Genomic DNA, 13,063 nt, shown 5'->3' on the forward strand with positions numbered 1-13,063 from the left:
AAAAAAGGGAAACACATAGCATGTTCCATAAGGGAATGGGTTCTATTTTATGAAAAAGATTGATTGACAGAAATTTGTACTTGGAATTATACTGATATTGATAGTAAACGCTTTCTGTGAAAAAGCTTTATAAAATTTGTGCATTATGCGAATGATGAACCGATCTAAACTTTATATTTTATTTTAGAAATCAATTCCTAAATGAGGGATATTTGATTTTATGGAAGGTTTTACTGTGCTTTTAGGCCAGAAACAGGAATAAGATACAAGGTTTTTGATTTTTTAAAAATTTGGAGGCAAATTACCAATGCTGTTTATCAAAGTTCGGGGTACAAATGAGTTTATAAAAAAAGTAGTTTTTACTTTTATTAATAGTAAACGTTTTCTATGTTGTGCTTTCTGTTATTCCAATCAAAATAGAAATGATGAGGTGAAGGAATGTCCAAAGTTACAATCCGCGATATTGCTCAAAAGTGTGGTCTGTCCATCGCCACCGTTTCTCGTGTGCTGAGCGGCAGCAGCTATCCGGTTCGGCTGGAAACCCGTAAATTGATTATGGATGTGGCTCAGGAATGTGGTTATGTTCCCAATATGCTGGCGCGTGGACTGAAAATCAATAAAGGGAATGAAATTGCGGTAATTTTGCCCTCTGTTCAAAACTCGTTTTACGCTTCTTTGGTGAAAGGAATTGAAACAACCCTTCATGGCTCCGGTTATAGCATGCTGTTGTACCTGACCGAAATTCATGAAGAAAACACGCGTCATTTAGTCGAAAGCCTGCAAGGAAAAATGGTGGCAGGTGTGATTGTTGCGGCAGACAGCATGGATGATTTTTTGGAAAAGAAGCTGCAACATTTAAGACGAATTTTAAATACAAAAATAATGGTGGTGGATCATCATATTGGGGGTTGTACGTTCCCGGGGGTGTATTTTGATTATTTTTCCGGGGCGCGAATGGCTACGGATTACTTAATTCGTCTGGGACATACCAACATTGCGTTTGTGTCGGGGCCGGTAGATCGCGAAACCCGCCGCATCCGTTTGGCAGGATTTAAATTTGCCTATGAAGCTCTTCGGGGCAAAAATGTGGAAGAAGACTGTTATATTTGCGAAGAGGAAACGGAATTTAAGGCTGGCGTTACTTTGGCCAACCGAATCATTGCAAGCGGAAAAGATTACACAGCTGCTATGGCGATGAACGATTCGGTGGGAGTTGGGCTGCTTGCCGGGTTGGCGGAACATAGAATTCGGGTTCCGGAAGATTTCTCTATTGTGGGGTTCGATGATTGTATTTATGCCCAAATGTGCAGCCCAATGCTGACGACCGTTCGGGTTCCGTCTGAGCGGATCGGTACCATGGCTGCTCAAAACCTTCTTCAGGAACTCAGGAATCAACAGTCGGGTTCCAGTGTTTATATCGAGCCTGAAGTGATTGAAAGAAAAAGTGCTGTTAAGCTGGACTGAAAAAGGAAAAAAGAGCATTCCGGATTTTGGTCCGGCCTGCTCTTTTTTCATAAGGGTTGTTGCATATATTGTAAAGAGTCGATGTAAACATTGGTGTTTTAAAAGAATTTGACAATCATCGCGCGCGATGTAAAAATGTGTTGAAACTCAGTGCCCAAGATATCTTTTATCCCCAGACTTTTTCTGCAATATTCCGAATAAAAATCAGCTTTTGCCATTGCTGCTCTTCGGTCAGAATGTTGCCCTCTTCGGTAGAAGCAAAGCCGCACTGCGGGCTCAGGCACAAGCGATCTGCCGGCACATATTGTGTGGCTTCTTGAATTCGGGCAATGATTTGATTTTCATCTTCCAATTCACCTGTTTTGGAAGATACCAAACCTAATACCACCAGCTTATCGCCGGAAACCTCTTTTAGCGGAGCAAAATCACCGGCACGATCGGTATCGTATTCCAAGTAATAGGCAGATACGTTTTCTTTTCCCAAAAGGGTTTTGGCAACGGGATCATACCCGCCCGAAGTAGCCCAAGTGGAGTGATAATTTCCACGGCACACATGGGTGGTAACGGTTAAATCGGAGGGAAGATCTGCAATTGCATCGTTATTCAGGCGAAGATACAGGTCTTGCAGTGCCTGAACATCATATCCTTCTCCGGCCATTGTTGTCCAGAAGTTTTTATCGCAAAGCATTCCCCAGGTGCAGTCGTCCAACTGAATGTTACGGCAGCCCAGCTCATAAAAAGCCAAAATCGCCTGACGATAAGCGGAAGAAATATCGCGGAACAGTTCTTCCTGATTCGGATAATACTCTTCAACAGCCTTTTGATTTTCACCGCGAACCAGCTCTGCATACAATTGGGCAGGGGCCGGAATAGTCTGCCGGGCAATGACGTTGTCTCCGGCAATTTCTTTCAAAAAGCGGTAATGCGCCAGGAACGGATGACCCGAAAAACTGAATTTCCCGCAAAGCCGTGCGGAATCTGCCCGGGTTTCTTCACCGTGAAACTGATAGCCGCGATCCAGAATGACGTGCTTTACCCCGTCAAATCCCCAGAAGAAATCCAGATGCCAATAGCTGCGGCGGAATTCGCCGTCGGTAACCGCTTTTAATCCGACTTCTTTTTGTTTTGCCACCAGTTTTTTGATTTCTGTATCCTCTATCTGAGTCAATTCTTCTCTTGTAATGCTGCCGGATGCAAACTTTTCCCTTGCCTCTTTCAAGGCATCCGGGCGCAAAAAGCTGCCAACTACATCATAGCGGAACGGAGCGGTTGTTCTTTTCCCTGTGTTCTTAAACAATGTTCCCATACCGGATTCTCCTTGCTGTTCTCGAAATTTTTCTCAGTATAACACGAAGAAGTGTATATAGGGTAACATATAGATTTTATAGTTAGATATAGCTTTACCCTATATCTTGATCTTCTAGATCCAAACCGTATTCACACAATACATTTTGAAGCTCTGTCAGATAAGCTTCAGCCTGTTTGCTTAGCTGAATTTGATGATTGGAGATCCACCCCACCTGAATATGGTCATCCACTAAAAGTGGAACTGAAATGATGTTGTCGCCGTTTAAATCGGCGCTGACAATACCGGTGGAAATGGTATAGCCGTTCAGGCCAATTAACAGGTTAAATAAAGTGGCCCGGTCGCTGACTTGAATGCTTTTTTTGTGAAATACCGTACTTAAAATTTCTTCTGAAAAATAAAAAGAATTAAATTCCCCCTGTTCAAAAGAAAGATAGGGGTATTCTTGCAAGTCCTCCAATGTGACAGATTCTTTTTTTGCCAGCGGATTTAAAATGTTGACAAAAATATGAGGCTTTGCTGTAAAAAGAGGATGAAAATCCAAACGATTTTCGCGCAGCAGCTTTTCAATCACCTTTCGGTTAAAGGGATTCTGATACAGAATTCCGATTTCGCTGCGCAGTGTTTTCACGTCCTCAATGATTTCATAGGTTCTGGTCTCCCTCAGCGTGAATTTATACTCTTCGGCACCGCTTTTTTGAATCAGATTTACAAAGGCATTCACCGCAAAGGCATAATGTTGGGTGGAAATAGAGCAAAGTTGACGGGCTGGTTTTTTGTTTAGATATCGTTGTTCCAGCAGGCCGGCTTGTTCCACCACCTGGCGGGCATATCCTAAAAATTCCGCTCCATTCGAAGTCAGGGTAATTCCCTTTGGTGTTCGCAAAAACAGTTCAATTCCCATTTCGGTTTCCAGTTCCTTTACGGCACTGGAAAGGCTTGGTTGGGTAATGTATAGCCGTTTGGCGGCTTCATTAATTGAGCCGCAGTTTACGATTTCGATAATATATTTTAATTGCTGCAGCGTCATGGCAATTCCCTCACTTTCATTGGGTGGATTGTATACCGATTCTCAAAGAAAAAACCAGTTCATTAAAACGATTTGAAATAAACGAATGCAGCAGCAGAAAGCAATTTTCACTTTTGTAATGCGATTGCGGCTGCGGTGTGAGGTTATTATACCACAATTATAATCTCAAACGGCAAACCTTTTGAGGAATGTTTTGTTTTGATTTGACCAGCAAAAGGGAAAGGCTTCTTCTGTTTCGTTCTGTTTCTTTTGTGTTTGAACAGGTGCGAAACGGTTTATTTGTGGTTCTTTCCGGCTTTCGCGTTCGGATTACCTTGACAACCGGACTGGCTTCTTTTATACTAAAGACATTATATCAGTCAAGCTCAAAGTTTGGCTTGGCTGGCACAGCCGGATTTTTAGTGGCGCTAACAATAACGAAGCTGTTGGCTTTTATCTTAAAAGCTTCACTGGTTTGTTGTGGGAGCGATCGTTCTGTGATCCCGAAGCAGTATTGTGCCAAACTGGAATCGGAAGAATGTTTTGATGGCAGGGTGATATTCAGATGCTGAATTTCACCTTATCTTTTACCCGGTAGTTAGACTTAGCTAACTTAGCGAAAGGAGAGATTTTTCTAACCCAAAAGAATAACGTACTGTTCTTGGCAAACATCTTTTTATTCTACAAAAAATAAAGACATGTGAGGCGGTTGGGGTTCGTGCAGAAAAATGGAAGGATACCTCTTTTTCTGCACGACGGGAAGGAGAAGGAACCTTAGAAAGCTTTTTCCCGCCAATTTCCATTTGCTGTTTTACCAATCGTTTTGTCATGTAATTTCATGATATTTTATCAAATCCCCAAAAGCATAAGAATCGCTTTGTTTTTTAGTGAAAGGAGGAAAACAATGAATTTGACATCTTCTTTGCAGAATTATTTGAAGATGACGTACGAGCTTTCTGCCACAGGCAAGGGCGTGCGGGTGTCGGATATCGCAGCAAAATTAAACGTTTCCAAATCCAGCGTCTGCCTGGCGGTGCAAAAGCTGCAAAAGCATGATTTAGTCACTCGGGATGCAGAGCGCCTGATTTATCTAACTTCTGCCGGAGAGCGAGAGGCAGTTATGGCATATGATAAATTTGCGATTTTGCAACAATTTTTATTGGATGAGCTGGGGGTAAGCCCGGCAACGGCGGCATCTGACGCCAGTGAAATTGAGCATCTGATTAGCTACGATACCTTATGTGCCCTGTGCCGGCTGGTGAACCAGGGAAAACAGGCTTCGTGCCGGGTGGGGTGCCACAAGGGAATGCATTGTGTTTCTGGTTAAATCCTCTTAGTGTAACAAAGCTGAAAAGCTTTTTTTAAAAGAAGTTTGCTTCTGCAAATCAAGAGTCAAAAGGTTCTGCGAAAAGTTAAATTCGCAGAACCTTTTTTGGTTGGAACAACAGTATCAACATTCATTTGTCAGGTGTCACATAAAAAGAATGAAACAAACGCCAAACAAAAACTGTGTGCAAAAGAGAACAAATGCAGATTCACAGGAATCCCAACATTGTCTAATCAGATATCCCCGAATTGAGTTTTTGGCCGATATCCCTTGCCACGACCACCCCGGTGACAGAGGCCTGCATCAGTCCGCGTGTAATGCCCGCGCCGTCACCGATGGCATAAAGATGATCCACAGAGGTTTCAAAGTTGTTTTTCACTTTTACCTTCGAGGAATAGAATTTGACTTCAACACCATACAGTAATGTGTTTTTAGAGTAAAGTCCGGGGGCAATTTTATCAAAGGCTCGCAAGCCTTCCACCACGCTGGTCAAATGGCGATGGGGAAGAACGAAAGACAAATCGCCGGGCACTGCGTTTTTTAAAGTGGGAATGGTGGTGGAGCGTTTGAGCCGGGATAGATCGGTGCGGCGCCCCAACAGAAGATCGCCCAAGCGCTGCACCATAATTCCTCCCCCGGTCAGCATATTGCCCAGCTGGGCGATATAGCGTCCATACTCAATGGGCTGGCGGAAGGGTTCTGTAAAGTGCGTGGAAACCAGCATGGCAAAATTGGTATTATCGGTTCGCTTCTCTTCATCGGCATAGCTGTGTCCGTTTACCACGGCAATTCCGCTGTTGCCCACACCGCCATCGTAATGTTCTTCACTGACAATTCCGCCGGGGTTCATGCAAAAGGTGCGTACCTTGTTTTCAAAGGTGTCGGAATAATAGACCAGTTTGGCTTCGTATAAGTGTTTGGTCAGGGGATCCATCACCGCGTTGGGAACTTCTACCCGCACGCCGATGTCCACGGCATTGTTGGTGGTGGAAATCTGATTTTCCTGTGCGATTCGGTTCAGCCAATCGGCTCCGCCTCTCCCGGGAGCCACAATGATATAAGGGGCGGTGTAGCATTTCTGCTCCCCTTTTTTGTTCCGCGTCCAAACTCCGGTGGCTTTTCCGTTTTCGGTTTGGATACGTTCCGCAGAGGTATACTCTAAAAAAGTAAAGGTTTCTTTTGCGCTCAGATACTCATACATCTGGCTGAGCACCTGAAAGGAATATTCCGTCCCCATATGGCGCACGGGACAGGGGATCAGCTGAATATTGTTTTTTCTGGCATCATAAGCGATTTTTTCAGCAAATTTATCGCTCAAACCATACACGGTTTCCGGTGCGCCAAAATGCAGATACAGCTGATCGGCATACTCAATCAGCTGCTGCACTTCTTCTGTGGGAAGATAATCCGTAACATTTCCGCCCACTTCATAAGAAAGCGACAGCTTGCCGTCGGAAAAGGCTCCGGCACCCGCCCAGCCGTTCATAATGTGACAGGGCTGGCAATGGGCACAAATTCCCCGGGTTCTGGCGGGGCAGGCGCGCCGCTGAATGGTGCTGCCGCTGTCTAACATCAGAATTCGTGCTCGGGGGGCGACTTTTTCCAGTTCCAGTGCCGCGAAAATTCCAGCAGGACCTGCGCCGACAATAATTACGTCATACTCAAACATCAGTTGACCTCCCAAATCAAAATCACACAACAAAAAAGAACCTGACGGAGAAATCCGGCAAGTTTTGCTTCATGGCACACATGCACCCAGAATAAAGAAAAATGATCGGCGTTACAGGTAGAACGCGGCGGTCAAAACAGAACCAGCCATTAAAACAGCGCAAACCAAAGCTACAATGCGCACAATTAATGTGTGGTTACTTACTTTTTCTTTTTTCTTTTTCTTGTCCGGCATAATAGCGCCTCCTGTTCATAACCTATTTTATTGTACACAAAACAAAGAGAAAATATGTTACCGTGCTGTAAACAAATGATTCAGAAGCAGAGAGAAGGGGGAGGGGTAGGCCCCGATGCTTGACAAGCGTTTTTATTTGCAATAGAATTAGTTTCAATAACAGGCAGGGAAGCAGAACAGGAGTATAGTATGGCAAAAAAAGATGATTACCGCCGCGGCCGTGGCTCTAACCGTCCGCCAAGCGGGGAAATAGACCGGTATAATTATATTGATCGGGATCTGTACAGCAGCAGTGAACGGGAGGTCTCCAGTTCTTCGAGCCCTGCCAAACGACGCAGGACAAAAAAGAAGAAAAAGGGCAAAAAGGCATTAACATTGGCTTTGTGTCTGCTGTTTTTACTGGGTGCAGGTATTTTTGTCTATGCCAGCTCGTTACTTTCACAAATTAATCGGGACACCACAAATGCGGACAGTTATATTCAGCAGCCGTCAGATGCCCCCCAGTGGGATGTGATGTCGGACAAGAAGGTCACGAACATTTTGCTTTTGGGCACGGATCGTGAGAAAGACGGATTGCAGCGGTCTGACACAATGATGCTGGTGTCAATTGATAACAAAAACAAAGTCATTAAGCTGACTTCTTTTCTTCGAGATTTGTATGTAGAAATTCCCACCGTTGGAAAAACCAGGCTGAATGCGGCTTATAGCAATGGCGGCGCAGCGCTTGCCATGCAGACTATAGAAAATAATTTTCGGGTTAATATCGATCAGTTTGTGACCATTGATGTAGACAGCTTTGCTGAAATTATTGATAAAATGGGTGGCATTGAAGTCAATGTCAGTCAGCCTGAGGCTGACGAGATGAACCGGGTGATGGATGCGCAGATGAGCGCAGGAAAAAATCACATGCGCGGAACACTGGCGCTGTATTATTCCAGAATCCGGATGATTGACAGTGATTTTGCGCGCACCAACCGGCAGCGAAAAGTCGTTGGCTGCATGGTGGACAAGCTAAAGACCAAAAATCCCATTGAACTTTCGTCATTGCTGCACGATTACATGGGATATGTGACCACCAACCTGACCGACGGGGAAATGCTGGGGCTGGCTGCCAATGCAATCGGCCTGATGAATTATCCGATTGAAACTATGCATATCCCGCAAGGCGGAATGTATGAGGATCGGGATATTTCAGGGGCGAAGGTGTTGGTGCCGGACTTGGAAGGAAACAGCAAAGAACTGCGTGAGTTTCTTTATGGGAAAGACCAGACAATGCAATAAAATGATTCAAAAAGCCCTTTCGCACAGCGAAAGGGCTTTTCTTTCTGCACAGCAGGAAAAAATAGAGATGATGATAGCAAGCGGATGGATAGTTCCACAAAAGCAGTTATTGCAGCGATAATGTTCCATGATTTATAAAAATAAATTTTTGTTTATTTGCTTTTTGTTTATTTTAAAAAAATTATCTATGTTATAACAAAGACAGAAGAATTTTAATTGGATCTGTTTTCCAAATTAATGTTCAAAATTGGAGATGAAAAGTCTGCTGTTGGAAAGAAAAAATTTATTGTTTCAAAGCAAAGTGTTTTGCTTTGAACGATAGTAATGGGCCATAAGAAATACATCTGCATCCAATCAATAAAAGAGGTTTTGGGGTGAAATTTTTTTGAAATAGGGAGGGAAACCATGTGAAAAAAATGCTGGGGTGCCTGACCGCTGTGCTATTGCTTTTTTCCGGATGCAATTCGATGCCGTTTCGGGATGAAATAAGATTGACACCGCTGAGAGAAGATCAGCAGCAGATCGTCAAAATGATATCTGGACAGGATAAAGTATTTCTGTTTGATTATCATACGAAAAAATCGTATCGATATGCTAAGATATGGGCCGATATCTATCAGGATGGCCAGTTAGTGGAACCTGGGGCTGCTGAAATTGAGCTGCCGGTAGAAACTGCCAAAGGCCGGAAAGGGCAATTTTCTATTTCGATTCGTACCACACCCAGTTATCAGTGGATGTTTTCAATTTCAGATTCCGATTCCGGAATCAGCAGTATTTTAATCCCCGTAGAGATTTATTCCGAAAAAAGTGCTTATATTGAAGGTTCTCTCAATCAATCGGAAGAGATCGTAGCAGGCAAAGAAATATTTTTATGTGGCCGGATGTTTTCCGATGGAAATAAAGGTTTGCGGTTTTATGGGGGAAAACAGTATCTGGAAAATCCAGAGCTTTTAAAAGAGTATTCCTATGCGCATGTCATCAAATGTTGTTTCTATGATGAGAAACCGGATGTTTGAAACTATTTCTAATATTCATTTTGTGATTCTTTGTAAAAAAACAGTTGTCTATTTTGGAACGAATAAGTCCCGGTGAATAATAGGAGAAAGAAAGATTTCCCGTATTTTGAGGGATTAATTCCGTTAGAAATCAAATAAAAGAGTGTAAGGGATATGAAAAGGAGGAAACGAGTTGAAGCGAATTTTGGCGTGTGTGGCAGCGTTGATTCTTCTTACCGGGTGCAGGTTGGGCTCGCCTCAGGATGAGATAACATTAAAACCTCTTAATGAAGCTCAGAAAGAGGTTTTAAATTATTTAGAATCACGAGATGAGCTGTTAATATTTGAGTATGCAACCGAAACACCATATCAGTATGTGAAGTTTTGGGTAGACGTGTATCAAAATGGGGAATTGGTAGAACCCGAGTTGGCTAAGATGGAGTCGATGTCAGATTCTTCGATTGGACAAAAGGGAAAAGTGGCATTACATATTCGTCGTGATCCAGATTACCACTGGACTTTTACTGATGATTCCAGCGATGGGGTTTTGGCAAGGGGGGGAACCGGTGTCAGCAAGCTTTATCACGAAGGATCAGGGTATAGCGGCGTCAGCAATGAAACGCATAAAATTGTGGAAGATCAGGTCATGCTGTTGTACAGCACTTTGTTCGGTGATCCGGAAAAATCCACAGTTACCTATTATATGGAACAGGAATATCTGGATCATCCCGAGTTATTAAAAGAATATTCTTATGCTCATCTGGTCAAGTGCTGTTTTTCAAATCACCCGATCGATTGATTGACAGAAAAAAGGAAACAGACCGATTCTATAAACGGAGAAGCTGCCTGTAAAGAAGCTGAAATATAAATTAACCTGCATATGCGGACACAGAAAACCCCTTTTGCAATTGCAAAAGGGGTTTAATAACACAAAAGCCCCACCGGTCAAACCGATGGGGCTTTTGTGTTATATGCTAATACATCCATTTAGGATTTTGATTCATTTTTTCCTGCGGTATAAGATGAGAGCATAAGGGCCTATCGGATTCCAGTCAAATCCTTTACCACTTCCCCCGCCAAAATCAGGCCGGCTACGGAAGGAACAAAAGAAATGCTGCCCGGCACTTGCCGGCGAATGGTGCATTTTCGTTTGGTGTCCGGCGGGCAGATGCAATTGTGCTTGCAGCTGTTTGCGTCGTCATCAATGGGGGTCAGAGCCACTTCTTTTGAGTACACCACTTTTAAAGAATCAATGCCGCGTTTTCTCAGTTCGTTGCGCATGACCCGGGCAAGCGGACATACTGAGGTTTCGTAAATATCCGCCACTTCAAACCGGGTGGGATCCAGTTTGTTTCCTGCACCCATGCAGCTGATGATCGGCACATTGGCCGCTTTGGCCCGTTCAATTAAAATCAGCTTGGAAGAAATGGTGTCAATGGCGTCTACCAAATAGTCATAGGCGCTCAGGTCAAACTCATCCGCGTTGTCTTTGCCGTAAAAGGTTTCATAGGCTTCCACCTGCGCCTTGGGATTGATGTCCAGAATCCGTTCTTTCATCACATCTACTTTCTTTTTCCCCACGGTTTTCCGGGTGGCGATGATTTGCCGGTTGATGTTGGTCAGGCAAACCCGGTCATCATCAAACAGCGCAAAGTGCCCCACGCCCGATCGTGCCAAGGCTTCTACGGTAAAACCGCCTACGCCGCCAATTCCAAACACGGCTACCTTTGCCTGCTTTAACCGTTCCATTGCCGGTTCACCCAGCAAAAGCTGGGTTCTTGAAAATTCATTGAGCATTGCTTGTTCCCCTTTTAACTGTTTGCCGGTTTGAAACCGGGCGTGTGTATTCCTGCGGTATGAACCATAATATTGTGTTTTTAGCGGTAAAGCAATTCTTTGCAGTCCTGCGTGAATGCTTTTTTATTGATTAAAAATCGAAAGTGGGAATAAAATACCCACAATAAAAGCTCTGTGAAGATTCTTCTGGGTTATTATACTGTTTTTTTCGGATGCCGTAAAGATCTAAGTTACTGTATGGAAAGATAAACCAAAAGTAACTGAATCAAAATCATGGCAGGCAAGCCCAGCATAAAGCTTTTGTGCTGGGTTTTGTGGCGAATCAGGTGCATGGTGACCAGCATGGCAGGGGAACCCCCAAGCACCGCTAATGTCCAAAGTGTTTTTTCCGGAACTCTTCTTTTGTTCAGGCGGGCTCTTTTTTTATCAAAAACCGTCACCAAAGCGGCGGCCAGATTGATGCCGCCGATATAGACGGAAATCAGCTGGGGGTAAGTTAGAAACAGATTCAGCATAGTCGGCTCTCTTTCTTGTCCAATATTTTTTCTGTACAGGTCTTTTTCGCACGGAAAGGGACTATAAATATAGGGAAACGATCAAGGACGGGTTAAAATCAAGAAGGGGGATTGTGAAAATGAAATACGAGCGTCTTTGGCAGGGGCGCGGGGCCTCGGTGGTGGCGGTGTTCTTGCTTATCGCCTCAATTGTGCTGACTATGGTGATGCAGGGAGGGCTCAGCCTGATGCCCACAGCCCCAACCGGCCCTGCCGTATCTTCGCCGCAGGCCGGACAAAGCTCTGGCGAACCGGATGCTTCGGCTGCAAATACTACCCCGCAGGATGAAATGAGGGCGGTTTGGGTTCCCTATATGAGCCTGACTATGAGCGGGCAGGCGGATCAGAGCAAGGCCGCGTTCCAGAAAAAATTTGACGCAATCGTGGCAAACGCCAAAGGCAAAGGAATGAATACGCTGATCGTTCATGTGCGCCCCTTCGGGGATGCGCTGTATCCGTCGGAATATTTCCCCTGGTCCCACCTGTTAACGGGGACTCAGGGGGTCAATCCCGGGTACGATCCGCTGGAGTATATGGTAGAGGCCACCCACAAAGCCGGGATGAAAATTCACGCTTGGGTCAATCCGCTGCGAATCCGGACAAACAATTCGCCGGAACTTTTGGCTCAAAGCAACCCGCATAACCGCTGGAAGCTGGACGGCTTGTCCGGACGGACAGTCGTTCTGGATACGGGAATTTATTATAATCCGGCATATCCAGAGGTGCTTCGTCTGGTTGCCGACGGCGTGGGGGAAATCGTTCGCAACTATGATGTGGACGGCATCCAGTTCGACGATTATTTTTATCCCACAGAAAGCAGTATTTTTGATACTGGTTCTTATGGCGCTTATCTGGCAGAAGCCAAAAAGTCCGGCAATGCCATGGACTTGTTTGAATGGCGGCGCGCCAATATCAATAAAATGGTGTCCATGGTATACAGTGAGATTAAAAAAACCAAGCCGGATGTGGTGTTCGGAATTTCCCCGCAGGGCAATGTTCAAAATGATTTAAAGATGGGGGCAGATGTGGTTGCATGGTGCTCTACGGCCGGGTATGTGGATTATATTTGCCCTCAGCTGTATGTGAATTTTGAAAATCCAATTCTACCTTTTGACACTGGCGCAAAGCAGTGGCGGCAGATGGTAACTGCAAACGGTGTTAAGCTGTATTACGGTTTGGCAGTCTATAAAGCCGGCTCTGACGTAGATGAAGGAACCTGGAAAAAATCCGGGAATATTTTGCAAAAGCAGGTAGAATTGGGCAGGCAAATCGGCAGTGATGGCTTTATGTTCTATGCCTATGATCATCTGTTTGCAGAGCAAAGCAAAGAAGAGGTGGCAAATGTCATCAAGCTGCTGAATTGAACTGCTTCAAAGAGCAAGGATACCAATCCCCTTATCTAAAAAATCCCTTCATAGGGGAAAGAT

General features: G+C 44.5%; 12 protein-coding genes. 6 read left to right on the top strand and 6 right to left on the bottom strand.

The genetic code is table 11. The features are described from left to right. Positions 1–438 precede the first annotated feature (438 nt). Positions 439–1,464 (top strand): LacI family DNA-binding transcriptional regulator, encoded by a 1,026-nt coding sequence (locus C1A02_RS07315; protein ID WP_101697568.1) that lies wholly within the window; start codon positions 439–441, stop codon positions 1,462–1,464. 166 nt (positions 1,465–1,630) lie between these two features. Here C1A02_RS07315 and C1A02_RS07320 read toward each other — a convergent pair whose 3' ends face one another. Both C1A02_RS07320 and C1A02_RS07325 read right to left on the bottom strand, forming a co-directional pair. Continuing rightward, the gene (locus C1A02_RS07320; RefSeq protein ID WP_101697569.1) at positions 1,631–2,770 is read right to left on the bottom strand and encodes a 5-methyltetrahydropteroyltriglutamate--homocysteine S-methyltransferase; all 1,140 of its coding nucleotides are present in this window, start codon (positions 2,768–2,770) and stop codon (positions 1,631–1,633) included. Between the two features lie 94 nt (positions 2,771–2,864). Further along, positions 2,865–3,800 (bottom strand): LysR family transcriptional regulator, encoded by a 936-nt coding sequence (locus C1A02_RS07325; RefSeq protein ID WP_101697570.1) that lies wholly within the window; start codon positions 3,798–3,800, stop codon positions 2,865–2,867. An 883-nt stretch (positions 3,801–4,683) separates the two neighbouring features. On the opposite strand from C1A02_RS07325, the gene C1A02_RS07335 reads away from it, so the two are divergent. Then, the gene (locus tag C1A02_RS07335) at positions 4,684–5,106 is read left to right on the top strand and encodes a metal-dependent transcriptional regulator (RefSeq protein ID WP_164997164.1); all 423 of its coding nucleotides are present in this window, start codon (positions 4,684–4,686) and stop codon (positions 5,104–5,106) included. Between the two features lie 229 nt (positions 5,107–5,335). Here the strand turns inward: C1A02_RS07335 and C1A02_RS07340 are convergent, their stop codons facing one another. Further along, positions 5,336–6,775 (bottom strand): NAD(P)/FAD-dependent oxidoreductase, encoded by a 1,440-nt coding sequence (locus C1A02_RS07340; protein WP_101697573.1) that lies wholly within the window; start codon positions 6,773–6,775, stop codon positions 5,336–5,338. A 111-nt stretch (positions 6,776–6,886) separates the two neighbouring features. Next, positions 6,887–7,009, bottom strand: coding sequence for a hypothetical protein (locus C1A02_RS13850; RefSeq protein ID WP_279385504.1), 123 nt, complete (start codon positions 7,007–7,009; stop codon positions 6,887–6,889). A gap of 189 nt (positions 7,010–7,198) precedes the next feature. Here C1A02_RS13850 and C1A02_RS07345 point away from each other — a divergent pair, with 189 nt between their 5' ends. The 3 genes from C1A02_RS07345 (at position 7,199) to C1A02_RS07355 (ending at position 10,084) form a co-directional block, all read left to right on the top strand. Continuing rightward, a complete protein-coding gene (locus tag C1A02_RS07345; protein ID WP_101697574.1) occupies positions 7,199–8,290 on the top strand; it encodes an LCP family protein in 1,092 nt (363 codons plus the stop codon). A 416-nt stretch (positions 8,291–8,706) separates the two neighbouring features. Continuing rightward, on the top strand, positions 8,707–9,306 hold the full coding sequence (locus C1A02_RS07350) for a YgaN family protein (RefSeq protein ID WP_503089923.1): 600 nt from the start codon (positions 8,707–8,709) through the stop codon (positions 9,304–9,306). A gap of 172 nt (positions 9,307–9,478) precedes the next feature. Then, positions 9,479–10,084, top strand: a complete 606-nt coding sequence (locus tag C1A02_RS07355; RefSeq protein ID WP_101697576.1) for a YgaN family protein — start codon at positions 9,479–9,481, stop codon at positions 10,082–10,084. Positions 10,085–10,323: 239 nt separating this feature from the next. Here C1A02_RS07355 and C1A02_RS07360 read toward each other — a convergent pair whose 3' ends face one another. Together C1A02_RS07360 and C1A02_RS07365 are read right to left on the bottom strand one after the other, a co-directional pair. After that, the gene (locus tag C1A02_RS07360; RefSeq protein ID WP_101697577.1) at positions 10,324–11,082 is read right to left on the bottom strand and encodes a tRNA threonylcarbamoyladenosine dehydratase; all 759 of its coding nucleotides are present in this window, start codon (positions 11,080–11,082) and stop codon (positions 10,324–10,326) included. Positions 11,083–11,312: 230 nt separating this feature from the next. Continuing rightward, on the bottom strand, positions 11,313–11,597 hold the full coding sequence (locus C1A02_RS07365) for a DUF1294 domain-containing protein (RefSeq protein ID WP_101697578.1): 285 nt from the start codon (positions 11,595–11,597) through the stop codon (positions 11,313–11,315). A 119-nt stretch (positions 11,598–11,716) separates the two neighbouring features. Between C1A02_RS07365 and C1A02_RS07370 the strand changes: the two genes are divergently transcribed. Further along, positions 11,717–13,000 (top strand): glycoside hydrolase family 10-like protein, encoded by a 1,284-nt coding sequence (locus C1A02_RS07370; RefSeq protein WP_101697579.1) that lies wholly within the window; start codon positions 11,717–11,719, stop codon positions 12,998–13,000. Positions 13,001–13,063 lie beyond the last annotated feature (63 nt).

The sequence above is a fragment of the Clostridium minihomine genome (genome assembly GCF_900240385.1).
Lineage (GTDB): Bacteria > Bacillota > Clostridia > Oscillospirales > Acutalibacteraceae > Faecalispora > Faecalispora minihomine.